The sequence below is a fragment of the Microcystis aeruginosa NIES-4325 genome (genome assembly GCF_008974145.1).
Classification (GTDB): domain Bacteria; phylum Cyanobacteriota; class Cyanobacteriia; order Cyanobacteriales; family Microcystaceae; genus Microcystis; species Microcystis aeruginosa_G.
On sequence record NZ_BJKP01000028.1, the window covers coordinates 1 to 23794 of the forward strand.

At 47.0% G+C, this 23794-nt stretch carries 18 protein-coding genes; 13 read left to right on the forward strand and 5 right to left on the reverse strand.

Annotation, left to right across the window (positions count from 1 at the left end):
* Window positions 1-529: 529 nt before the first annotated feature.
* The 3 genes from glyA to MiAbW_RS14430 all read left to right on the forward strand — a co-directional run bounded on the left by glyA (window position 530) and on the right by MiAbW_RS14430 (window position 3322).
* A complete protein-coding gene (glyA, locus tag MiAbW_RS14420; RefSeq protein WP_151696670.1) occupies window positions 530-1813 on the forward strand; it encodes a serine hydroxymethyltransferase in 1284 nt (427 codons plus the stop codon).
* 80 nt (window positions 1814-1893) lie between these two features.
* Window positions 1894-2958, forward strand: coding sequence for a glycosyltransferase family 4 protein (locus MiAbW_RS14425; protein ID WP_151696671.1), 1065 nt, complete (start codon window positions 1894-1896; stop codon window positions 2956-2958).
* 67 nt (window positions 2959-3025) lie between these two features.
* Window positions 3026-3322, forward strand: a complete 297-nt coding sequence (locus tag MiAbW_RS14430; RefSeq protein ID WP_002751121.1) for a DUF4164 family protein — start codon at window positions 3026-3028, stop codon at window positions 3320-3322.
* A gap of 368 nt (window positions 3323-3690) precedes the next feature.
* On the opposite strand, the gene dnaN is transcribed toward MiAbW_RS14430, so the two are convergent.
* Entirely contained in the window at window positions 3691-4839 is a 1149-nt protein-coding gene (gene dnaN / locus MiAbW_RS14435; protein ID WP_151696672.1) for a DNA polymerase III subunit beta, read from the reverse strand.
* A 405-nt stretch (window positions 4840-5244) separates the two neighbouring features.
* Here dnaN and hemL point away from each other — a divergent pair, with 405 nt between their 5' ends.
* Window positions 5245-6546 (forward strand): glutamate-1-semialdehyde 2,1-aminomutase, encoded by a 1302-nt coding sequence (hemL, locus tag MiAbW_RS14440; RefSeq protein ID WP_151696673.1) that lies wholly within the window; start codon window positions 5245-5247, stop codon window positions 6544-6546.
* Between the two features lie 114 nt (window positions 6547-6660).
* Here the strand turns inward: hemL and MiAbW_RS14445 are convergent, their stop codons facing one another.
* On the reverse strand, window positions 6661-8814 hold the full coding sequence (locus MiAbW_RS14445) for a polyribonucleotide nucleotidyltransferase (RefSeq protein WP_151696674.1): 2154 nt from the start codon (window positions 8812-8814) through the stop codon (window positions 6661-6663).
* A gap of 504 nt (window positions 8815-9318) precedes the next feature.
* Here MiAbW_RS14445 and MiAbW_RS20580 point away from each other — a divergent pair.
* Both MiAbW_RS20580 and prfA read left to right on the forward strand, forming a co-directional pair.
* On the forward strand, window positions 9319-9498 hold the full coding sequence (locus MiAbW_RS20580) for a hypothetical protein (protein ID WP_151696675.1): 180 nt from the start codon (window positions 9319-9321) through the stop codon (window positions 9496-9498).
* The gene (gene prfA, locus MiAbW_RS14455) at window positions 9477-10577 is read left to right on the forward strand and encodes a peptide chain release factor 1 (protein WP_151696676.1); all 1101 of its coding nucleotides are present in this window, start codon (window positions 9477-9479) and stop codon (window positions 10575-10577) included. The genes MiAbW_RS20580 and prfA overlap by 22 nt, the downstream gene beginning before the upstream one ends.
* Window positions 10578-10812: 235 nt before the next feature.
* Here prfA and MiAbW_RS14460 read toward each other — a convergent pair whose 3' ends face one another.
* On the reverse strand, window positions 10813-11988 hold the full coding sequence (locus MiAbW_RS14460) for a transaldolase (protein WP_151696677.1): 1176 nt from the start codon (window positions 11986-11988) through the stop codon (window positions 10813-10815).
* 210 nt (window positions 11989-12198) lie between these two features.
* Here MiAbW_RS14460 and rpmI point away from each other — a divergent pair, with 210 nt between their 5' ends.
* From rpmI to MiAbW_RS14495, 7 genes are all read left to right on the forward strand, one after another.
* Window positions 12199-12402, forward strand: a complete 204-nt coding sequence (rpmI, locus tag MiAbW_RS14465) for a 50S ribosomal protein L35 (RefSeq protein ID WP_151696678.1) — start codon at window positions 12199-12201, stop codon at window positions 12400-12402.
* Between the two features lie 31 nt (window positions 12403-12433).
* Entirely contained in the window at window positions 12434-12781 is a 348-nt protein-coding gene (gene rplT / locus MiAbW_RS14470; RefSeq protein WP_151696679.1) for a 50S ribosomal protein L20, read from the forward strand.
* Between the two features lie 14 nt (window positions 12782-12795).
* Window positions 12796-13752 carry a PhoH family protein gene (locus tag MiAbW_RS14475; protein ID WP_151696680.1) on the forward strand — a complete coding sequence of 319 codons (957 nt, stop codon included), beginning with the start codon at window positions 12796-12798 and terminating at the stop codon, window positions 13750-13752.
* A gap of 6 nt (window positions 13753-13758) precedes the next feature.
* Entirely contained in the window at window positions 13759-14727 is a 969-nt protein-coding gene (locus tag MiAbW_RS14480) for a cysteine synthase A (RefSeq protein ID WP_151696681.1), read from the forward strand.
* A 1230-nt stretch (window positions 14728-15957) separates the two neighbouring features.
* A complete protein-coding gene (locus MiAbW_RS14485) occupies window positions 15958-17418 on the forward strand; it encodes a glycosyltransferase (protein ID WP_151696682.1) in 1461 nt (486 codons plus the stop codon).
* A gap of 75 nt (window positions 17419-17493) precedes the next feature.
* Window positions 17494-19923, forward strand: coding sequence for a sucrose synthase (locus MiAbW_RS14490; protein ID WP_151696683.1), 2430 nt, complete (start codon window positions 17494-17496; stop codon window positions 19921-19923).
* Window positions 19924-19929: 6 nt separating this feature from the next.
* Entirely contained in the window at window positions 19930-20682 is a 753-nt protein-coding gene (locus MiAbW_RS14495) for a sucrose-phosphate phosphatase (RefSeq protein WP_151696684.1), read from the forward strand.
* Window positions 20683-20733: 51 nt separating this feature from the next.
* Here the strand turns inward: MiAbW_RS14495 and leuS are convergent, their stop codons facing one another.
* Complete coding sequence (gene leuS, locus MiAbW_RS14500) at window positions 20734-23286, reverse strand: leucine--tRNA ligase (RefSeq protein WP_151696685.1); 2553 nt, start codon at window positions 23284-23286, stop codon at window positions 20734-20736.
* 164 nt (window positions 23287-23450) lie between these two features.
* The gene (locus tag MiAbW_RS14505) at window positions 23451-23783 is read right to left on the reverse strand and encodes a BON domain-containing protein (protein WP_151696686.1); all 333 of its coding nucleotides are present in this window, start codon (window positions 23781-23783) and stop codon (window positions 23451-23453) included.
* Window positions 23784-23794: the final 11 nt, after the last annotated feature.

Genomic DNA, 23794 nt, shown 5'->3' on the forward strand with positions numbered 1-23794 from the left:
CTCGTAGGTCTCGATGATCTTTTGTCGCAAGTCTAAAGAATAGGGCTTCATCGGGTCGTGGCTCCTGCCTAGGTCTATAATTTATTGTCCTCTTCTATTGTACCTCATGCAAGTGCATACCGCTATAAATAATCAGTCTTTAATAACCAGATTTAGTATTACTTCCGATTTTATCACTCAATCCCCACCTTGAAGGATTCTATTGGCGGCTCTTCTGGTTTCTGTGTGGAAACGAAATCTATACTAATAGTTTCTTCCGCAAAATAGTCTTAAAAGTCTTGTCCGGTAAGCATTTTGCGTTCTATAAGCAAAAATTATCACACAAAGTCGAGAAGAGCCTATTGGCTAATATTACTATCACTTATTGACTAAAAATGAAGATTTGACCCCTAACAGTTGACAATCGAAGATCGATCCCGAAGAGAAGCAATTAAGCTCACCGGTGTGTCGGAAGATTAGAGATTGTGCCAAAATGGAGAAAGTGACCCAATGATTACAGGTAAATTGTTAAAAAAAGGATCGAGTAACCGTGACTGATACCAACCTAGATATACTATCCCTGACGGATCCAGCGATCGCAGGAATTTTGCAAAAAGAACTGCAACGTCAAAGAGATCACCTAGAATTAATCGCTAGTGAAAACTTTACCTCGGCTGCCGTCATGGCCGCCCAGGGTTCGGTTTTAACCAACAAATACGCGGAAGGACTGCCCAAAAAACGCTACTATGGCGGTTGCGAATACGTTGACGAAGCGGAACAATTAGCGATCGATCGGGTTAAACGACTATTTGGGGCAAACCACGCTAACGTACAACCCCACTCCGGGGCCCAAGCTAATTTCGCCGTTTTCCTGACCCTCTTGCAGCCAGGCGATACGATTATGGGCATGGATCTCTCCCACGGTGGTCATCTTACCCACGGTTCCCCCGTTAACGTTTCCGGGAAATGGTTCCGAGTGGTACAGTATGGAGTAAGTCCCGAAAGCGAACTCCTCGACTACGATCTCATCCTTGACATCGCCCGCAAAGAAAAACCAAAACTAATTATCTGCGGTTATTCTGCCTACTCGCGCCGGATTGATTTCGAGAAATTCCGCGCCATCGCTGACGCAGTGGGGGCCTACCTGATGGCAGATATCGCCCATATTGCCGGTTTAGTGGCCACTGGTCATCATCCTAACCCCCTACCCCACTGTGATGTGGTCACTACCACCACTCACAAAACTCTGCGCGGTCCTAGGGGGGGGTTAATTATGACCAAAGACGAGGAATTAGGCAAAAAATTCGATAAATCCGTTTTCCCCGGTACCCAAGGCGGACCCCTAGAACACGTGGTCGCGGCGAAAGCGGTGGCTTTTGGGGAGGCCCTGAAACCAGAGTTTAAAATCTATTCGGGCCAAGTAATCGCTAATGCCCAAGCTTTAGCTGGTCAGTTGAAGGCTAGAGGGATTAAAATTGTCACCGATGGTACGGATAATCACTTGATGTTACTCGATTTGAGATCCGTGGGCATGACCGGGAAAGAAGCCGATCGCTTGGTGAGTACCATCAATATTACCGCTAATAAAAACACCGTTCCCTTCGATCCCGAGTCTCCCTTTGTCACCAGTGGTCTGCGCTTGGGTTCCCCAGCTATGACCACCAGAGGACTAGGAGAAACGGAATTTATCGAGATTGGCAACATTATCGCCGATATTCTCCTTAATCCAGGGGATGAAGCCCTGAGAACTACTTGCCGTCAACGGGTAGCGAAACTCTGTGAAAGCTTCCCCCTCTATCCCCATCTCCATATTTCCGTCCCCGCCTTGGCCTGAAACGAGAGATAATAAAAATTCATAATTGCTGATTGCCTGTCAGTTGCCAATTGTGAATTAAATCGCCCCCCCCAATTCCCATGTCCGGAGATTTATACTATCTGATTGCTTTTCTGATCGCCCATACCGTGGTGCTTTGGAGTACCCCCCTCGTCAGAACCGTCGGACTGAAAAGCGGTTACGTCGATAAACCCAACGAAAGGAAAGTCCATGAAAAGCCCATGGTTCGACTGGGGGGAGTTTCGATCTTTATCGGCGCTTTAACTGCCCTCCTGATCGTTTGGTGGTTGGGAGGGTTTGCCGGTTTAAACAGCGATCGAGAATGGGAAGTGTGGGGCGTAACCCTAGGCGGTTTGGGCTTTTTTCTCATCGGTCTAGCGGATGATCTTTTTAATCTTTCCCCCCTCAATCGTCTGGTAATGCAGTTTAGCGTCGCTTTTCTAGCTTGGCAAGCCGGCGTTAGGATCGATTTTCTCTCTATTCCCTTCGGCGATTTATTACAAATTCATTGGCTAAGTTTACCGGTTACTCTCCTCTGGTTAGTGGGGATGGCTAATGCGATTAACTGGATTGACGGTTTAGATGGATTAGCGGCGGGGGGTTCCGGGATATCTGCCGTGGTTATTTTTATTGTAACTTTGGTGATGGGACAACCGGCCGCCGCTATTATCGCCGCCGCTTTAGCGGGTGGGGCCTTGGGTTTTCTGCGTTACAATTTTAACCCCGCCCAAATTTTTATGGGGGATGGTGGGGCTTATTTTATGGGTTTTACCCTGGCGGGTGTGGCGGTGATTGGATTGGCTAAAACCACTGCTGTGACTACCGTTGCCGTTACCGCCGTCCTATTACCCTATCTCATCCTCGCGGTTCCTCTCCTCGATATGTCCACGGTGATTATTTCCCGTCTCAAACGCGGAAAATCCCCTTTTGTGGCTGATAAACGTCATTTACACCATCGTTTACTCAAAGCGGGTATCTCTCACCGTCTGACAGTATTATTTATCTACGCCCTAACTCTCTGGGTGGGCAGTTTAGCCCTCGGTTTCTCGAATGTTCCCAGTGGTTGGGGTTTTGCCTTTGGTGCGACTCTCCTCCTCGGTTACGTCGGTTGGCAAGTCTGGCGCAATCGTGGCAGTGAACCGTAAGCCATCTTAAAATAGAAAAAAGATTAATAATTAAGATAGCGGCAGCATAACTCTGGGAGTTTAGCAAATGTCTAACGAAACCGTAACTTATTCCCTTGAAACGGTCCTGACAAGGATTGAGGGAAAAATCGACTCTTTACAAAGAGATGTTAATGAGCGTCTAACTAAGCTAGAGATAGGACAATCAGAAATAAGAGGGGATATTAAAGCCCTAGATTCTAAAGTTATGGAAATAGAAAAGCGTATTGACGACCTGAATGCACGGGTGAATATTACCACTAATGGGTTTCTTGGCATTGTCGGAATTTTGGTGACAGGAATACTAGGCATTCTGGGAAAAATCGTCTTTTTCCCTAATCCCTAAAAGTTATCCTTTAGAGATAAAATAAGCAAAAGTGAAAGTTTACCAAAATGTCTAACGAAACCGTAACTTATTCCCTAGAAGCAGTCCTGACAGGGATAATAAAGTTCAGCTAATTGCCCAACTTCTGGTTGTCCGATGCTGACAATTGCTGCATAGCTGGGCTGTGACGGAAGTGAGATAAATCTAAAATTTTCTTCCTCAATTTCGTTGTCCGATTCTAGTTGATTTTGCCAAAAAATATTCTCAATTATATCGCCAAAATAGAGAGAATAAACCCAATCCTTTGGCTAGAAAATAAGATTGAGTCAACACAATCAAGTCCTTGGGATAGGTTAAAAACACATCCCAGGGTCTCGATTAAGTCAGAATTACTGACGAATTTGTACCGGCATTACCAAATAGGTCATCTTTAAACCTCCCAAGGGAGTAAAAATAACCGGCTGGGTATTAGCATTTAACTGCATTTGTATATCATTATTAGGCAAAGCCTTCAAACCATCCATCAAATATTTAACATTAAAGGCAATATCGCCACTTTCTCCCTGAATTTCCGCCGCCATGGACTCTTTGGCGCTACCTAAATCGGGAGATTCCACAGCTAGGGATAAACGGTCGTTTTCGCTATCGAGACTAAACTTGACTAAATTATTCTTTTGGTCCGATAAAACCGCCACCAATTCCAAACAACGGATTAATTGTTTGCGGTCTAAAGTTAAAGAGCGCTCGAAGGATTTAGGAATTAACTGATTATAAGTGGGATAGGCCCCTTCTAACTTACGACTGGTTAACCTCTGTTCCCCCATTTCAAAGACGACTTGAGAATCATCCACATGCAGAGTAATAGTCTCGATATTTTGTTTTGTTGCCATCATTCTTTCCAATTCTCGCAGGGCCCGGGCCGGAATGGTGACATTAAAGCCACCAGAGGCACTTTCCACCTCCTCTAGGGGAGTTTGTACCACCGCTAAACGATGACCGTCTGTAGCGGCAAATTCTAGACAATCGACGGTTTTAGTTAAATGTACCCCCGTCAACACCTGTTTAGTTTCATCGCCACTAGCGGCAAACAATGCACCTTTTAGCCCTTCTGTCAAGGCAACCACAGGTAAATTAACAATTTCTCCATCGGCCACCGTGGGCAATTCTGGGAACTCATCGGCCTTCATGCCGCGAATTTGGAACTGTGCCGAGGCAGTTTTCAGGAAAGCGAGACTATGCTCCCCATCATCCTCGTTTTCTTCCACAGAGATAGTGATTTCCCCTTCTCCCAAACGAGAGACAATATCGTTAAGCAATTTTGCCGGCAGGGTAATTTTACCCCCTTCCACCACCTCGGCCCGAAAACTGGTGCGAATCCCTAAACTCAAATCAAAAGCAGTCAGGCTAATTTCGCCCTTTTCCTCATCGGCGCAAAAGAGAACATTGCCCAAAACCGGATGGGTAGGACGACTGGCAACCGCCCGACTAACTAGGGATAAATTGCTGTTGAGTTCGCTTTGACTACTGGTAAATTTCATAGCAGGAATAGTTTTTTTGTACGCTAAAAAATAATAGCAAGAATTCCCCTGTGGAAAATCTGTGGAAAACCGGAGCTTTTTTTGAGCGCTCTTTCCGGGCTAAAATCTATCAATAGCAATAACTTCGCCCATTGCTAGGTTTTTTTAAGCAATTCTGAAGAGATTGTGGAAAAATTGTCAACAGTGAAATTTTTGCCCCTTCTCACCCAATTACATAGGTTGTTAACCATCAAGCTACAAGTCAAGAATAGCGAGACTTTAGCCGACCATTGCTGTTCTTCGGGAAAAAATTGCGTCAAATGTAGGCCGGCGATCTTTAAAATGGAACAAGCAGCAGGAAGTTAACAAAACAAAACTCCGGGCATCCCCCGGAAACAATAGACTCAAATAGACAAGGAGACAGGATTGGTTAGCACATCTTCGTATCAAACAACAAAATCGAAAGAAATCTTTACAGCCGCTCAAAAATTAATGCCGGGGGGTGTAAGTTCCCCCGTGCGGGCTTTTAAATCCGTCGGTGGTCAACCCATCGTTTTTGAAAGCGTCAAAGGGGCCTATATTCGCGACGTGGACGGTAACGAATACATCGACTATGTGGGAACTTGGGGGCCAGCTATCTGTGGTCATGCCCATCCCGAAGTGATTGCCGCCCTGCACCAGGCCCTAGACAAAGGGACCAGTTTCGGCGCTCCCTGTGTCCAGGAAAATATTCTCGCTGAAATGGTGATTGATGCCGTTCCCAGCATTGAAATGGTGCGTTTTGTCAATTCCGGCACCGAAGCCTGTATGTCCGTCCTGCGCTTAATGCGGGCTTTTACCGGCCGGGATAAAATCATCAAATTCGAGGGCTGTTACCACGGTCACGCCGATATGTTCCTGGTTAAAGCCGGCTCTGGTGTAGCCACCCTGGGCTTACCCGACTCGCCGGGGGTTCCCAAAACCACCACTAACAACACTTTAACCGCCCCCTACAATGACCTGGAAGCGGTAAAAGCCCTCTTTGTCGAAAATCCCGACTCGATCGCCGGGGTGATTTTAGAACCAGTGGTGGGTAATGCCGGCTTTATCGTGCCGGATGCCGGCTTTTTGGAAGGATTGCGGGAATTAACCAAGGAATACGGGGCTCTATTAATGTTTGATGAGGTAATGACCGGATTCCGCATCGCCTACGGTGGCGCTCAGGAAAAATTCGGCATCACCCCCGATTTAACCACCCTCGGCAAAGTTATCGGTGGTGGGCTGCCGGTGGGGGCCTACGGCGGTCGGGCCGATATTATGGCGATGGTGGCTCCGTCCGGCCCGATGTACCAAGCGGGAACCTTATCTGGCAACCCTTTGGCCATGACAGCGGGAATTAAAACCCTCGAGTTACTCCAGCGCCCTGGCACCTACGAATATCTCGATAAAGTGACCAAATCCTTAACTGAAGGGCTGCTGAAAGTGGCTAGAGATGCTGGTCATAGCGTTTCTGGAGGTTATATTAGTGCCATGTTCGGAATGTTTTTCACTGGCAACCCCGTGCATAACTATGAAGATGCCAAAAAGGCCGATGTGGCTAAATTCGGTCGTTTTCACAGAGGAATGTTGGAAAGAGGCGTTTATCTAGCTCCTTCCCAGTTTGAAGCTGGTTTTACCTCTTTAGCTCACACAGAGGCTGATATCGAACGGACTCTGGCCGCCGCTAAAGAGGTTTTAGAAGGTTTATAGTCAATGCTGCCAGGTTTTTAGATTTATTCAGCAAACCCTACTCAGGCGATTTTAGGGATCAAACAAAAACCCTCGATCGCTCGATCGAGGGTTAACCATCAACAAAAAATTTACCTAGACTACAGTAGCAGCTTTACGGGCAGCGGCGGCTTCATCGGGATGAATACCGAGACGGGTGAGATTGAGACGACCTTTACTATCGATCTCCCGTACTTTGACTAACACCTCATCCCCCACGGCCACTTCATCCTCCACCTTACCGACGCGTCCCTCGGCCAATTGGGAAATATGGATCATTCCCTCTTTCCCCGGCAAAACTTCCACAAAAGCACCGATTTGGATAATGCGAGTCACACGACCGAGATAGACCTCACCCTCATTGAGTTTGCGGGTCATATTGTAGATCAGTCGTTTAGCTTTTTCGGCCTGTTCCCCATCGGTAGAGGAAATGGTGACAGTCCCATCGTCATCGATATCGATTTTCGTGCCGGTCTGTTCAGTAATCCCTTTAACCGTCTTACCACCCGGCCCGATTACTAATCCGATCAGATCTGGATCGATCTTGATCGTCAATAACCGGGGTGCGTGGGGAGATAATTCCGTGCGGGGTTTTTCTAGGGTCGCTAACATCTTCTCGAGGATATGTTTGCGGGCCGGTAAAGCTTGTTCGATCGCCTTGGCCACCACTTCCATGGTTAAACCGGGGATTTTCATATCCATCTGGAGAGCGGTGATGCCGGAATCAGTGCCAGCCACCTTAAAGTCCATATCTCCCAGAAAATCCTCGATACCTTGGATATCGGTCAAAATCCGCACTTCTTCCCCTTCTTTAATTAAACCCATGGCCGCACCGCTAACGGGTTTTTTCAGGGGAACACCGGCATCCATCAGCGCCAGGGTAGAACCGCACACGGAACCCATGGAGGTGGAACCATTAGAAGAGAGGACTTCTGACACTACCCGCAGCACATAGGGAAATTCCTCCTGGGGAGGAAGGACAGGCACGATCGCCCTTTCCGCTAAAGCACCGTGACCGATTTCTCGACGGCCGGGAGAACGCATGGGACGGGTTTCACCGACGGAAAAGGGTGGGAAATTGTAGTGATGAAGATAGCGTTTTTCGTCTTCGGGATGGAGATCGTCCCCCAAATCCTGAGCATCCCCGGGGGTGCCTAGGGTGGCGATCGAAAGCACCTGGGTTAAACCGCGATTAAACAAACCGCTACCGTGAACCCGACGGGGTAAAACTCCCACCCGGCAAGAAATCGGCCGTACTTCGTCCAGTTTGCGACCATCAACCCGCACCCCATCCTCGATAATTTGGGCGCGCATCAGTTTTTTGGTCAGATCCTTAAAGAGATTACCGATTAACTTCGGCTCTTCCAGCGTTGGAGATTTTAAGGGATCTTCATCGGGGAGAGCGGTTATAGTTTCCTTAATCCGATTTTCGATCGCGTCTAATTTCTCATCCCGTTCGGTTTTGCTGAGGGTAAACTGACAGAGAATCTGTTTGATTTCCTCTTTAGCTTGTTCTCTCAGGAAATTCTGCACGGTTTCGTTTACTGCTGGTGCTTCTCGGGTGACGAGGGGAATACCCAACTGATCGATCAATTCCCGTTGAGCGGTGATCAGGTCGCGGACTGCTTCATAACCAAAATCGATCGCCTCAATAATATCCCGTTCCGGTAACTGATTGGCTCCCGCTTCGATCATCACCACCCCTTCGGGACTACCAGCCACCACTAGATCCAATTCTCCGTTATGGATTTCCTTGTAGGTGGGATTGATGATAAATTCATCCCCTAGTAAACCGACGCGCACCGCTGCCATCGGTCCTTGGAAGGGAATCCCTGCCAACAAAACCGCCACAGAAGCTCCAGTAACGGCCAAAACATCTGGGGGTACTTCCTCGTCCATCGAGAGGGTCGTAGCGACCACTTGGATATCATCCCGCATCCAACTGGGGAATAGGGGCCGCAGGGGGCGATCGATCAAACGACCCGTCAGAATTGCTTTTTCCGGGGGACGACCTTCACGACGCAAAAATCCTCCCGGTATGCGCCCAGCGGCGTATAATCTTTCTTCGTAATCAACGGTTAAGGGCAGGAAATCTACTCCTTCTCTGGCTTTGGCGGTGGTTGCTGTCACTAAAACTGCCGTTTCTCCCGATTGGATCAGAACACTACCGCCAGCTTGGGGGGCTAAAAGCCCTATTTTTAGTCGAATATCCCTGCCATCAAAGGATATTGACTTGTCAAACTCTTCCATGTAAAGTTATATTCCTTTCTTTCACTTTTCTCTGTGCTGTGGCAATCCTAGCATTTTTTGTCCCCCTTTCCGAAAGGTTTAGTATTCAGTGATCAGTGATCAGTTATCAGAGTTGAGTTATCAGAGTTGACTTTTCAGTTCGCTGATTACTCTTTAACGTTTACTGATCACAGCAAAAAAGCTCCCCCTCTCCCTGCTCCCCCGCAACGGCTCGACTGAGCTTCGCGGAACGTCCGAACGTCGCGCACGAAGTGGTCTCCCCACTACCCCACTACCCCACTGATAACTGGTTACTGCTCACTGATAACTGAAAATACTCGCCACTACCCCACTACCCCACTTCCCCACTTTTAAACAGAATTTAAGATTACTTGCTCAAACCAGCCAAAAAATGATAGTTTCAGATATAGGAATAATCTGTTTAAGAAAAAAAATGTCTTCCCTTGCCGCTTGCTGGCCCAAAAATATTTCTAAGTATTAGCAAAACTGACTGACTGTCAGCAGTTGGGCGGGATTTTTCCTAGCTCGAAGAACTCCAGACAAAGAAAACTAAGACAATTAAAAGGATTGCGTCTCTATTATCTGTCAGACGCTTCCAATCCAGTGAATTTGCGGGTTATCTTCAAATTCACCCCCTTTAACCCTATTGGTGGCTATCGATTATGGCTGAAAGTTATTTATTAAACAAACTGCAATCTGTAGAACAGACCTACAAAGAATTAACCCGTCGTCTAGCGGATCCCGATGTTACCAGTAATCCGGGTGAATTGCATCGTCTGGCCAAATCCCGCGCTTCCCTAGAGGAAACGGTCAACACCTACGAAATTTGGCAAAAAAGTCAAGAGGATTTAATCGGTGCGAAACAAATCTTCAAAGAATCCGCCGGCGATCCCGAATTACGGGAAATGGCCGCCCTAGAAGTGGCAGAGTTAGAGGAAAAAATCGCCATATTGGAAGACCAATTAACGATCCTGCTGCTGCCCCGGGATCCCCTCGATGAAAAGAATATCATGCTAGAAATTCGCGCCGGGACTGGAGGTGATGAGGCCAGTATTTGGGCGGGGGATTTAGTTCGCTTGTACTCAAAATATGCCGAAACTCAAAACTGGAAAGTTAGCCTTTTGAGTGAATCTCCGGCGGATATGGGGGGATTTAAAGAGGCAATTTTAGAGATTAAAGGCGATAACGTCTATAGTAAGCTGAAATTTGAGGCGGGAGTCCATCGGGTGCAGCGGGTTCCTCTGACGGAAGCGAGTGGTCGCGTCCACACTTCCACCGCTACCGTGGCAATTATGCCAGAAGTGGACGATGTGGAAGTGCATATCGATCCCAAGGACATTGAGTTAACCACGGCTAGATCCGGGGGTGCAGGCGGTCAAAATGTCAATAAAGTGGAAACTGCCGTCGATTTAATCCATAAACCCACGGGAATCCGAGTTTTCTGCACCGAAGAGCGATCGCAATTGCAAAACCGGGAACGAGCTATGCAGATTCTCCGGGCGAAACTGTACGATATGAAGTTGCAGGAACAACAGGAAGCGGTCAGTTCCATGCGACGCTCTCAGGTGGGAACTGGTTCCCGTTCGGAAAAAATTCGCACCTATAACTATAAGGATAATCGTCTCACCGATCATCGCTTAAATCAGAATTTTTCCCTCGATCGCATTTTAGACGGCGACATCGAAGAGGTGATCCAATCCTGTATCGCCAAGGATCAACAGGGAAAACTGGCGGAATTAGCCGCTGCCCAAGAGACAGCTTAATCAGGAGGCAGGAGACAGGAGACAGGAGATAGGGTGATAAGGTGATAGGGGTTTAGGGGTTTAGGGAAATTTCAGCCAAATGCTCCACTTCCCCACACCCCACTGATTACTGTTTACTGATTGCTGGTTACTGTTGACTGTTCACAACAAAAAACTCCCCACTCCCTGCATTTTCCCCACCGGTGGGTGAGTGCGGGTGGGGACTGATGCCGGTTAGTTCAACTCACGACTAATTCTAAGCTTCCACTAAACGAAAAGCCGCACCCAAACCGACAGCGATCTCATCGGGAGAAATTTTCCCATCATGGTTAATATCGATCGCATCGAATACCGCATCGGTTCCCGCCCATTCTTCCCGGGTGATGAAACCATCCCCATCATGATCATAGACTCGGAAAATATCTTCGGCGGCGTGTTCTAGGGTTGACTGACCTTCCAACTGGGTTAAACGTTGAATCAGCAATTGTTCTAATAATTCTAAAGCTTTGGTAAAACCTTGAATACCTTCCGTTAGTTTTTCGGAAGCCATGGCATCTTCGGCGTGCATTTTCTCAAAAGTGGCTTGATCCACGGCAATTTTGACAATATCAAGGGTTGCGGCCTGTGCCGGATCGAGCTTACGGGGTAAATCGGCTTCTGTCCCTTGCAATTGTTCCAGAAGTTTCGGAGAAATGGTTAAAAGATCACAACCAGCTAACTCGCAAATTTCACCGATATTGCGGAAACTTGCCCCCATAACTTCGGTTTTATAACCAAACTTTTTATAGTAGTTATAGATCTGGGTAACGGATTGGACTCCTGGATCTTCAGCGCCAACGTAGTCTTTACCAGTTTCTTTTTTATACCAATCGAGAATCCGACCGACAAAGGGAGAAATTAAGGTTACTCCCGCTTCTGCACAGGCGATCGCCTGATGAAAACCGAATAATAGGGTTAAATTACAGTGAATTCCCTCTTTTTCGAGGACTTCTGCGGCTTTAATCCCTTCCCACGTCGAGGCAATTTTAATTAAGACTCTTTCTCTAGAGATACCTGCTTGTTCATACTGGGAAATGAGATAACGGGCCTTGTGGATGGTAGCTTGGGTATCGTAGGAAAGACGGGCATCTACTTCGGTGGAGACGCGGCCGGGGACGATTTGCAGGATTTGTAGGCCAAAACCGATCGCTAGGCGATCGAAAGCTAATTTGGCCACATCTTCTGGGGTGGCCTGTTCTCCTAATTCTTTTCTGGCCGCTTGCAGGGTTTGATCGACAATGGGCTGATATTGGGGCATTTGGGCCGCGGCCGTAATCAGGGAGGGGTTAGTGGTGGTATCTTGGGGGGTAAAAGCTTCGATCGCTTGGATATCGCCGGTATCGGCAACAACCACTGTAAATTCCCGTAATTGTTCTAGTAGGGTTTTAGCCATGACTTCTCCAGATGCGTGTTAACGCAAGACTTTATCTGGATCTTAGCGATTCGATCGAGAGGAAGGGGAAAAATTCCCGATTGATTTAATTCCCAAGCACAGACCTGGCCAAAGTCGGGATGAGCCGGGGAATCTTTTGGCCACTCCTTGCCCAAAGTCCTTTATTTGTGATAGTATTAGTGATTGTGTCGATTTAATAAAACGGAGTTTATGCCCAAGCTAAAAACGCGAAAGGCGGCGGCCAAACGATTCGAGGCCACAGGAAGCGGCAAAAAAATCAAACGTCGCAAAGCCTTCAAAAATCACCTACTCGATCATAAAAGTGCCGAACGCAAACGCCGCCGTTTGTCCCAGATTACCCTGGTACACGAGAGCGACGAGAAGGAAGTGCGCTTAATGTTGCCCTACTTGTAAGTTTTCCAGAAAAATTGTCTAAAGGATTATCATGTCTAGAGTAAAACGGGGGAATGTCGCCCGCAAGCGACGCAAAAAAATTCTCAAACTAGCCAAAGGATTTCGCGGTTCCCACTCCCGCTTATTCCGTACCGCTAATCAGCAAGTAATGAAAGCCTTGCGGAATGCCTATAGAGACCGTCGCAAACGCAAACGCGATTTTCGCCGTCTTTGGATTACCCGGATTAATGCGGCAGCCCGTCAACAAGGCATTAGTTACAGCCAACTGACAGGACAACTGAAAAAAGCTAATATCTTATTAAACCGCAAAATGTTAGCCCAATTGGCCGTCCTCGATCCCGTCGCTTTTGCGAAAGTGGTAGAACTAGCCAAAGGATAAATCTAGCCCACAGCATGACGGAAACTTGGCAGACCATTGAATTCCCCAGTTTAGCAAGTGCGATCGCAATGGCTGGTCATCAAGAGGCTAACCTAAAACTGATTGCGCGGCAAACTGGGGCAACTTTAGTCCTCAGAGGCCTAGAATTACAGATTTCGGGGCAACCCACCCCCAGGGAGCGTGCGACAGCGATTGTACGCTCCTTAAGCACTTTATGGCAAGAGGCCAAATTAATCGCCGAAGCCGATATTATGACCGCTATCCATGCCCTCGATACGGGTCGTTCTAGCGAGTATAAAGAACTTCAACAGGATATTCTTGCTCGTACCCGTCGCGGGGAGCTAATTCGGGCGAAAACCTTCCGTCAGCGTCAATATATCCAAGCCATTCAAAGCCACGATATCACCTTTTGTATTGGACCGGCTGGCACGGGTAAAACCTTTTTAGCCGCCGTTTTAGCCGTACAAGCTTTATTAGAAGATAAAGTAGAACGGATTATCCTCACCCGTCCGGCCGTGGAAGCGGGGGAAAAACTCGGCTTTCTACCGGGAGATCTCCAGCAAAAAGTCGATCCTTTTCTGCGTCCTCTCTACGATGCTTTATACGAATTTATCGAAGCGGCCAAAATTCCCGATTTAATGGAACGGGGTAAAATCGAAATTGCCCCCTTAGCTTATATGCGGGGACGAACCTTAACCAACGCTTTTGTCATCGTTGATGAGGCCCAGAATACCACCCCAGCACAGTTAAAAATGGTCTTGACGCGCTTGGGATTCGGTTCGCGCATGGTAGTAACCGGCGATGTCACCCAAACCGATTTACCGCCACAACAGGAATCGGGGTTAATGGCGGCGCAAAAAATCCTAAAATCAGTAGAAGGGATCGCTTTTTGTTACCTATCGCGAGCGGATGTGGTGCGTCATCCCTTAGTACAAAAAATCGTTTCAGCTTACGAACAGCACGAAAAATAAAAGATTATGGATATTAAAAATGGTTTCGTCGATGCGGTGGGTAATACTCCTCTAATTCGTCTCAATAGTTTTAGTGAGGAGACTGGCTGCGAGATTCTCGGTAAGGCCGAATTTCTTAACCCCGGTGGTTCGGTCAAGGATCGCGCCGCTTTATATATTATTCAAGAAGCGGAAAAAGCTGGGACTCTCCAACCGGGAGGAACAGTGGTAGAAGGAACTGCTGGCAATACGGGCATCGGTTTAGCCCATATCTGCAATGCTAAAGGTTATAAATGCCTGATTATTATCCCAGATACCCAATCCCAAGAGAAAATCGACCTATTGAGAACCCTAGGGGCTGAAGTGCGTACTGTTCCCGCCGTTCCCTACCGGGATCCCAATAATTACGTTAAATTATCGGGTCGAGTGGCCAGCGAGATGGAAAATGCCATTTGGGCTAATCAATTTGATAATCTGGCTAATCGTTGCGCTCACTACGAAACCACAGGCCGGGAAATCTGGGAACAAACCGACGGTAAAATTGACGCTTGGGTGGCTGCCACGGGAACTGGGGGAACCTATGCGGGAGTGGCGATGTTTTTAAAAGACCAAAATCCGAACCTGCGCTGTGTGGTGGCAGATCCGATGGGTAGCGGTTTATATAGTTATGTGAAAACTGGGACAATTACCCTCGAAGGTAGTTCAATTACTGAGGGAATTGGTAATAGTCGTATTACGGCTAATATGGAAGGTGTGCCGATTGATGATGCAATTCAAATTGATGATCCCACAGCGATAAAAGTGGTCTATCAGTTATTACAAAAAGATGGTTTATTTATGGGGGGTTCTGTGGGCATTAATGTCGGTGCTGCCGTAGCTTTAGCTAAACAAATGGGACCGGGCCACACCATAGTTACTGTTCTTTGTGATGGCGGGGCGCGTTATCAATCCCGTTTATATAATCCTCAATGGTTAGCTGAGAAAGGATTAGCCTAATCGCTTTTTATCTTTGCTGCTTGGTCTGTTTCACTTCCTCATTAATGGTGACTTGAGAACAAGGCAAACCAAGAGTTATTAGGACAATTTTTCTTTATTATCGGGCTAAATTACTATTACCTAGACTATAGTTATTTAACCTTAGTTCGGGATAAGAGAATTCTTCAAGTTGTCAGGGAGTCTCCGAGTCAGGAGTCAAGGGAGGGAGCGGAGTTCTGACTCAAAGAGCGAAAATTATTGATTTCCGCAGCGAGAATCGTCTCTAGTCCCAGTCGGCGGGGGGAAGTCGCTCCTTTCTCCTGAATTCGGGATTCTGGTTCCCAGACTCCTATGTTCTCGACATTTTCCGCAGGCCTGAACTGACGTTACTTAATAATCCCCTTCAGTTAGCTCATCATTAGCAAATCAATCGGGAATCCCTTCACACCCATTTTCTAGGCGATCGAATCCCAGAAAAGAAGCGATCAACTGAAAAATGTTGTACCTGCTCTATGCAATTCATCGGATTGGGAGACGTGTATTTAATCTGAACTAGATAGTAAAAGTGAATAATAAGTAGTAGATGATAGCTAGGTAAAGCAATTAAGATTTATCAGCCTATTAAAACTATATAAAGCTTGGTTTTGAGGTAAAATCAATTTATTTTCTTCTCGAAAACCAATTTGATCTATCGATCTCAAGCATTCTTCAAGATAATAATAGCTATTATCGAGATAAATTCTTGATTTTAAAGGATTTAAGCCCCGTTATTCAGGAATAATCTTGCTTATTTTCCCGAAATTACTCTGAGATTAATTGATCAGCGAACTCTGGCAGGAGAAAGAAACTTGACAAAAGCGCTCAATAGATGTTTAAATGGACGCAATCACCACAAACCTAATCTAATCTCAAGATGTTATATTCCTCCAGAAATTCCTGAAAATACTTAATCTTTTGGAGAATAAGCATACTTGACCGAGAGGGTTCAATAAAGCAAAGCTTTAGAGCTTAAATAGCTGTCAGGTTAGCCCACTAAAGGGAAATATCACTGGTAGATAGGCGTTTTTACCCAGAAAATAACTTTTCTGAGATTAGGAAAAAATATCGGTATTATTTTTACCGAAGACACTTAGCTCATTTACTATTAGGGGTCGGAAAAGACCGTCTTCATCCTTCTCGAAACCGACTTTACCTATCGGCTCTAGTGGTGTTTACCGTTGGAAAACTTGAAAATCCACGATTAATACACTTATGAAACCTAAATCTTCCAGTCAACCAGAAAGAGAATTGATTACAAGGGAAAATTCTTGTTCCCGTCGCTATGCCCTGATATCCGTCCACGGAGATCCCACCGCCGAAATTGGCCAAGAAGGGGCAGGAGGTCAAAATATTTATGTGCGCGAATTGGGATTAGGACTTGCCCAAAAGGGATGTCAAGTGGATATGTTCACGCGCAGAGAAGCTCCAAATCAACCTGAAATTGAAGAATTAGCCCCCGGTTGCCGCACAATCCGCCTAACGGCTGGACCGGCGCAATTCATTGCCAGAACCGAGTTATTTAACCATCTACCAGCCTTCGTGGAGGCTTGGTTGGACTTCCAACGTCGTTCTCACCTTTCCTATAGTCTGATCCACAGCAACTACTGGTTATCCGGTTGGGTCGGCTTGCAGCTAAAATTCCGGCTGGGACTACCGCAAGTTCACACCTATCATTCCCTCGGGGCGATCAAGTATCGGGATATGGAAACTCCCCCTGCCATCGCCACCATCCGCCACGGGGTGGAGTGGGCCTGTTTAGAACAGTCCGATTGTGTCGTGGCCACCAGTCCCCAAGAAGCAGAAAATCTGCGTCAATTAGTGTCGGCTCAAGGCAGAATCGAGATAGTTCCCTGTGGAATTAATGCTGCTCATTTCGGTTCGGTAAGTCAAGAAATTGCCCGCCAAAAATTAAACATCGACCCAGAGATGCCAGTCATTCTCTATGTGGGTCGTTTCGATCCTCGCAAGGGCATCGAAACCTTAGTTAAAGCCTGCGCTCGATTATCTGGCCCCTTCCTATTGTACTTGGTAGGAGGTAGCCGGGACGGGGGCAGTGATTGCCAAGAACAGCAACGAATCCGTTCCCTAGGGAAAACTCTCGGTTTAGAATCGAAAATTATCTTTACTGGTCGGGTCTCCCAAACCGACTTACCCGCCTACTACGCCGCCGCCGATGTGTGTGTCGTGCCTAGCTACTATGAGCCTTTCGGGTTAGTGGCCATCGAGGCTATGGCGGCGGGAACGCCAGTGGTTGCCAGTGATGTGGGCGGTCTCCGACATACGGTCGTCCATAATCGCACAGGCCTGCTCGTCCCCCCTCGGAATGTGGAAGCCCTCGGGAAAGCCCTAGGGGAACTACTAGCCCAGCCTGAGAAGCTGCAGTCCTTGGGTCGCTCAGGCCGCGAGTGGGTCGAGTCCCGTTTTAGCAGTGGGGCAGTAGCCAAACAAATCCTCTCCCTTTATCAATCTCTAAGCCCAGAAAAATCCGCCCTAGAAGGTGTTCTGCCGACTCGAAGTTTAATTACAGCTTTACAAAAGCGAATACAGCAAGAGCTAGGATTAAAAAAGGGCAACAAAGAGGGTGAATCGGGGCATCTGGCCGCCATGGAAAAGTTAATCTTGGTTCTCCAGGAAGGGGTAAAGGTGTCCAGGGACCAACTCTATAATTTTTGAATAAAGGGCATCTGCCAACTAAAATCCCTGTTGGTTCTGCGAACCAGCAAACTAGCGATTTTTTAAGGAGTCACCATGGCTGAATTAATTGAAGCCGTCGCCAACAGCAATGAAAAAAAAGATCTACAACAATTTCTGCACCAACTCAGACAACAGGAAAAACCTTACCTGCTCAGAAATGATCTTCTTACGGCCTTTGCCGACTACTGCCAACGTCTAGATAAACCCGCATCGTTTCGGCAGTCCTCCCTTTTGGCTAAACTGATCTACTATACCCAAGAAACGATCCTAGAAAGCGAGAGTTTCTGTCTGGTGGTACGACCCCAGATTGCCCTCTCCCAAGCCTTTCGCCTGACGGATGACCTCACCTGTGAACCGATAAGCGTACAGGAGCTGCTGGACTTGCGCGATCGCCTAGTCCACCGCTTCCATCCAGAGGAGGGAGACTTGCTAGAGTTGGATTTCCGTCCCTTTTATGACTACTCTCCCATCATTCGGGATCCGAAAAATATTGGCAAGGGGGTGCAGTTCTTGAACCGGTTCCTGTCTAGTAAGCTTTTTCAAGCCGAACAAACAGGAGAACAGTGGCTCGAATCCGCCTTTCAATTCTTGAGACTGCACCAATACAATAGTATTCCCCTGCTAATTAATGATCGCATCGTTAATCAACGGCAACTATCCCAACAGGTTAAGACAGCCCTAGACTTGTTGGAAAGCTATTCCAGCGAAGAACCCTATAGTAACTTGCGTTTTGAACTTCAGTACCTGGGGTTCGAGCCGGGTTGGGGAAATACAGCCAGCAGAATTCGGGAAAGCCTAGAACTGCTCGACGGATTGATCGATGCCCCCGACCACCAATCCCTAGAAGCCTTCCTCTCTCGTATTCCTATGCTTTTCCGTATTGTTCTGGTATCCGTCCACGGTTGGTTCGGACAGGAGGGGGTATTAGGACGGCCAGATACTGGCGGTCAGGTGGTTTACGTCCTCGACCAAGCTCGCAGCTTGGAGCAACAATTGCGAGAAGATATCTTTTTGGCGGGATTGGAGGGCTTAGGCATCGAGCCGAAGATTATTATTCTGACCCGATTGCTCCCTAACAGTGAGGGGACTCGCTGCGATCAAAGACTAGAAAAGGTCTACGGGACGGATAATGCCTGGATCCTGCGGGTTCCCTTCCGGGAATTTAATCCCAAACTCACCCAACACTGGATTTCTCGCTTTGAAATCTGGCCCTATTTAGAAACCTTTGCCCTTGATGCTGAAAGGGAAATATTAGCGGAATTTCAGGGACGACCAGACCTGATCATCGGTAACTATTCCGACGGCAATCTCGTCGCCTTTCTCCTTGCCCGCAAATTGAAGGTGACTCAGTGTAATATCGCCCACGCCCTGGAAAAGTCGAAATATCTGTTCAGTAACCTCTACTGGCAGGACTTAGAGGAACAATATCACTTTTCCCTGCAATTTACGGCGGATTTAATTTCCATGAACGCCGCTAACTTTATTGTCAGTAGCACCTATCAGGAGATCGTGGGAACCAGCGATAGCGTCGGTCAGTACGAATCCTATCAGTGTTTTACCATGCCTGAACTGTACCATGTGGTCAGTGGCATCGAGCTATTTAGTCCCAAGTTCAATGTCGTCCCCCCAGGGGTGAATGAAAGTTACTTTTTCCCCTATACCAACCGGGAAGAACGTCTGCTGGGAGAAGGGGAGCGTCTGGAAGAACTGCTTTTTACCCTAGAAGCTCCCAGACGGGTATTCGGTCATCTGGACAACCCCGACAAGCGCCCGCTTTTTTCCCTTGCCAGACTCGACCGAATCAAAAACCTGACGGGATTGGCGGAGTGTTTTGGCAAAAGCGAGGCACTTCAGGAACAGTGCAACCTGATTTTAGTGGCGGGCAAGGTGCGAGCCGAAGATAGTACGGATCGGGAGGAAATTAGTGAGATCAATAAACTGTACCACCTCATCGACCAGTACAACCTAGAGGGCAAAATTCGCTGGTTGGGGATAATGTTGCCCAAAGCCGATGCCGGGGAAATCTATCGTATTATTGCCGATCGCCAGGGTATCTTCGTCCAACCCGCCCTATTTGAAGCCTTCGGTTTAACCGTTTTGGAGGCAATGATCACGGGACTGCCGATCTTCGCCACCGAATTCGGGGGGCCGCGGGAAATCATTCAACACGGGGCCAACGGTTTTCTGATTAATCCCACTCATCCGGAAGAAACCGCCACTATGATCCTCGATTTTCTGGCTAAATGCCAGCAATATCCCGATTACTGGCAAGAAATTTCTGAACGGGCGATCCAAAGGGTCTACAGCCACTATACTTGGAAAATTCACACCACGCGTCTACTTTCCCTCGCCCGTATCTACGGCTTCTGGAATCATACTTCCCAAGAAAATCGCGAGGAACTATTGCGCTATATCGAAACCCTGTTCTATCTCCTCTTTAAACCCAGGGCGCAACATCTCCTAGAACTCCACGGACAAAGATAAACGACCATGAGTAAATTTCTGCTGATTACCGATCTGGATAATACTCTAGTGGGAGACGCTCCGGCGACGGAACGACTCAATCGATCCTTAATGGCTCAACGGCAGCAATTTTATCTCGTTTATGCCACGGGGCGCTCTTACCTTTCCGCCCGTCGCTTGCAGCAGCAAGCGGGACTTTTAGAACCGGATTACTGGATTACCTCCGTCGGCAGCGAAATCTATTATCGGGGTGAAGTCGATCCCCAATGGGCTAAACACCTCTCCCAAGATTGGAATCGGGAGGCGGTTGTAGCGATCGCACAGCAGCTGCCATTCTTGTTGCCCCAGCCCGAGAGCGAACAAAATCCATGGAAAGTCAGCTTTTGGCTGGAGGAAACGGCGGATATCAAGGCGATCGAGCGGTTAAAAAGAGAATTCCAGCAAGCTCGACTCAATGCCCAGATTATTTTTAGCAGTGGGCGAGATGTGGATATCCTTCCCTGTCGCAGTAACAAAGGACAAGCGGCAACCTACCTACGGGAATGGCTGGGGATTCCGCCAGAGAAAACTCTCGTTTGCGGTGACTCTGGCAATGACATCAGTTTGTTCCAACAGCCAGCCAGAGGTGTGATCGTCAGAAATGCCCAGTCGGAACTCCTCCAGTGGTATTACAATGGCGATCGTCCTTGGCATTATCTGGCAAAATCCCCCTGTGCTGGTGGTATTCTCGAAGCCCTCCATCACTTTAATTTTATTGATTTCTCGAAATTTCCCTCTTAAGTTAGATGCCAAGACGCACTATCGCTCAAGGATTAGCCGAAACCAAGCCAATTAACCCACGACAAAATTAACTAATTTGCCCGGGACAACAATCACTTTTTTGATTTCCTTACCCTCTAAATAACGTTGGGCGATTTCCGATTCCAGGGCGAGGGTTTCTAGGGTGCTTTTATCGGCACTAGCGGGAACTTGTATCGTGCCTCTGGTTTTTCCCAAAATTTGGATGACAAGGGTAATCTCGTCCACAATCAGGGCAGTAGAATCAACTTTTGGCCAGGGTTGCAGGTGAATTGATTGGCTATGACCTAAAGCTTGCCATAATTCTTCGCTAAGATGGGGAGCAAAAAGGGAAAGTAAGATTAATAAGGTTTCGATTCCTTCCCGATAAATGGGGGATGCAAAACACTTATTATCCCCTAAAGCGTTACTGAGTTTCATCAATTCGGAAATGGCGGTATTAAATTGATAATCTCCTTCTAAATCGTCGGAGATTTCTTTAATAGCGGTGTGAATTGCCCGTCTTAAATCCTTGTCAGTTTTCGAGAAAGTCTCTATTTTTTTGACTTGCTTGGGTTTATTTTCAATATATTCGCTGACTAAACGCCACACCCGATTAAGAAAGCGAAATTGTCCTTCTACCCCCGCATCTTCCCACTGTAAATCTTTTTCTGGGGGTGCAGTAAAAAGTATAAACATTCGGGCAGTATCGGCCCCATATTTTTCAAGGACTTTCAGAGGATCAACGCCGTTATATTTCGACTTGGACATTTTTTCAAAGAAGAAAGAAAGAACTTCTCCCGTGTCTTTATCCCAATATTTATCCTCTTTATAGATAACATTTTCTGCGGGGACATATTTGCCAGTTTCGGGATTTTTGTAGGTTAATCCCTGTACCATTCCCTGGGTTAATAGACGGTTAAAAGGTTCATCGACATTAACTAAACCTCGGTCTCTTAAAACTTTGGTAAAGAAACGAGAATAGAGTAAATGTAGGATAGCGTGTTCGATTCCTCCGACGTATTGATCCACGGGCATCCAATCATTAACCTTCTCGAATTGAAAGGGTATATCTTCATTTTTAGCATCGGTATAACGGAGGAAATACCAACTAGAATCGATGAAAGTATCCATGGTGTCCGTTTCCCGTTTTGCGGGAGTGCCACAGCGAGGACAATCCACATTTACCCAGTCTTCTAATTTAGCTAAAGGAGAAGCACCTCGACCGCTAAATTCGACATTTTCTGGTAAAGTAACGGGTAAATTATCGATAGGCACTGGCACGGTTCCACAGTGGGGACAGTGGATAACTGGAATCGGACAACCCCAATATCTTTGACGGGAAATTAACCAATCCCGGAGGCGATATTGTATTCTAGCTTTGCCGTAACCTTGGGCAGTGGCATAATCAATAATAGCGGTTTTTCCTGCTGTAGAATTTAGTCCATTAAATTGAGCGGAATTAATCATAATTCCCGCTTCCGTATAGGCCTCTTTTAACTCAATTTCGCCACTTTCTGGAGTAATAACTATCTTAATTGGCAGGTTATTTTCCCGAGCAAATTTAAAATCGCGACTATCGTGAGCCGGGACTCCCATCACTGCCCCCGTCCCGTATTCGTAGAGGACATAATCAGCAATTAAAATCGGAATTTCTTCACCAGTAAAAGGATTAATTGCCATTCCTCCGGTTTTAATACCGCGTTTGGGTTTATCTTCGGCGGTTCTTTCTAATTCGCTTTCGCTGGCTATCTCTTTAATAAAAGTTTCTACGGCCGATTTCTGTTCGGGAGTGGTAACTTGTAAAGTTAAGGGATGTTCGGGAGCAACTACCACATAAGTGACTCCATAAACCGTATCGGGACGAGTGGTAAAAACGGCAACTTTTTCTGTGGAGTTAACAAGAGGAAATTCTAAATAAGCACCTACCGATTTACCAATCCAGTTGGCCTGCATGGTTTTAACCCGTTCCGGCCAACCGGTAAGTTTATCTAAATCAGTGAGTAATTGTTCGGCATAATCGGTGATTTTTAGGAACCATTGCCGGAGTAATTTTCTTTCTACTTTAGCACCCGATCGCCAAGATTTTCCTTCACTATCCACCTGTTCATTTGCCAACACAGTTTGATCGATAGGATCCCAATTCACTGCCGCTTCTTTTTGGTAGGCCAATCCCGATTCAAAAAACTGTAAAAATAGCCATTGGGTCCAACGATAATATTCTGGGGAACAGGTGGCAACTTCTCTTTCCCAATCGATAGATAATCCTAACTGTTGTAATTGCCGTTTCATCTGGGCAATATTTTGATCAGTCCATTTTGCCGGAGGAACTCCCCTTTCAATGGCGGCATTTTCTGCCGGTAATCCGAAAGCATCCCACCCCATGGGATGCAGCACGCGATAACCCTGCATTCTTTTCAGACGGGCAATCACATCGGTGATAGTATAGTTGCGAACGTGACCCATGTGCAGGTTGCCCGATGGATAGGGGAACATGGAGAGTGCGTAAAATTTCGGTTTATCGGTGTTTTCTGGGGTTTTGTCCAATCCCATTTGCTGCCAAATCTTCTGCCATTTCTGTTCGATTTCTGCGGGGTTGTACGGCACTGGGGTCTTTTCTCCTGAGTTGTATCTATCCCTCCCATTTTACAGCAGCCGGCTGGGGGCGATTGCCAGTCTTGGGGTTATCTACCCTAGCAAAAACCCTCTGGGTTTTACTCACCCATAGGGTTTTAGTGGTTAATTTGCACGGGGAATATAGCCGTTCGACTTCACCCAATAGTTACTTGACTGGTATCGACGCTGGTTGCCCCATGGACTTTACCGGCAATGGCCACCATTTTATTTAAAGTCGCCTGATTGGAAACCTTGCCTTTTAGTACAATTTTACTACCAGTTTGAGCGACCCACAATTTGTCTTCATCAGCTAAATCCGGTGTCTCGTCAAAAGCTAAAACTACTCGTTTAGCTAGGCCGCTTTCGTCGTATTTTCCATCTAATCCGACTCTTTCGGGGGGAATACCGGCAGCAGCGGCCTTCCCTGTGATCGCACTAGCGGCATCTGCCGGTTTATCTAAGCCAAAAATTCTTTTTAACCAATCCATTGCTAACACTC

Excerpts from the sequence above, each read along its gene's own strand:
- MiAbW_RS14425 (WP_151696671.1), top strand. The coding sequence starts at position 1,894 with ATGTCCGGAGATTTATACTATCTGATTGCTTTTCTGATCGCCCATACC.
- MiAbW_RS14430 (WP_002751121.1), top strand. The coding sequence starts at position 3,026 with ATGTCTAACGAAACCGTAACTTATTCCCTTGAAACGGTCCTGACAAGG.
- dnaN (WP_151696672.1), bottom strand. The coding sequence starts at position 4,839 with ATGAAATTTACCAGTAGTCAAAGCGAACTCAACAGCAATTTATCCCTA.
- MiAbW_RS14445 (WP_151696674.1), bottom strand. The coding sequence starts at position 8,814 with ATGGAAGAGTTTGACAAGTCAATATCCTTTGATGGCAGGGATATTCGA.
- prfA (WP_151696676.1), top strand. The coding sequence starts at position 9,477 with ATGGCTGAAAGTTATTTATTAAACAAACTGCAATCTGTAGAACAGACC.
- MiAbW_RS14460 (WP_151696677.1), bottom strand. The coding sequence starts at position 11,988 with ATGGCTAAAACCCTACTAGAACAATTACGGGAATTTACAGTGGTTGTT.
- rpmI (WP_151696678.1), top strand. The coding sequence starts at position 12,199 with ATGCCCAAGCTAAAAACGCGAAAGGCGGCGGCCAAACGATTCGAGGCC.
- rplT (WP_151696679.1), top strand. The coding sequence starts at position 12,434 with ATGTCTAGAGTAAAACGGGGGAATGTCGCCCGCAAGCGACGCAAAAAA.
- MiAbW_RS14475 (WP_151696680.1), top strand. The coding sequence starts at position 12,796 with ATGACGGAAACTTGGCAGACCATTGAATTCCCCAGTTTAGCAAGTGCG.
- MiAbW_RS14480 (WP_151696681.1), top strand. The coding sequence starts at position 13,759 with ATGGATATTAAAAATGGTTTCGTCGATGCGGTGGGTAATACTCCTCTA.
- MiAbW_RS14485 (WP_151696682.1), top strand. The coding sequence starts at position 15,958 with ATGAAACCTAAATCTTCCAGTCAACCAGAAAGAGAATTGATTACAAGG.
- MiAbW_RS14490 (WP_151696683.1), top strand. The coding sequence starts at position 17,494 with ATGGCTGAATTAATTGAAGCCGTCGCCAACAGCAATGAAAAAAAAGAT.
- MiAbW_RS14495 (WP_151696684.1), top strand. The coding sequence starts at position 19,930 with ATGAGTAAATTTCTGCTGATTACCGATCTGGATAATACTCTAGTGGGA.
- MiAbW_RS14505 (WP_151696686.1), bottom strand. The coding sequence starts at position 23,783 with ATGGATTGGTTAAAAAGAATTTTTGGCTTAGATAAACCGGCAGATGCC.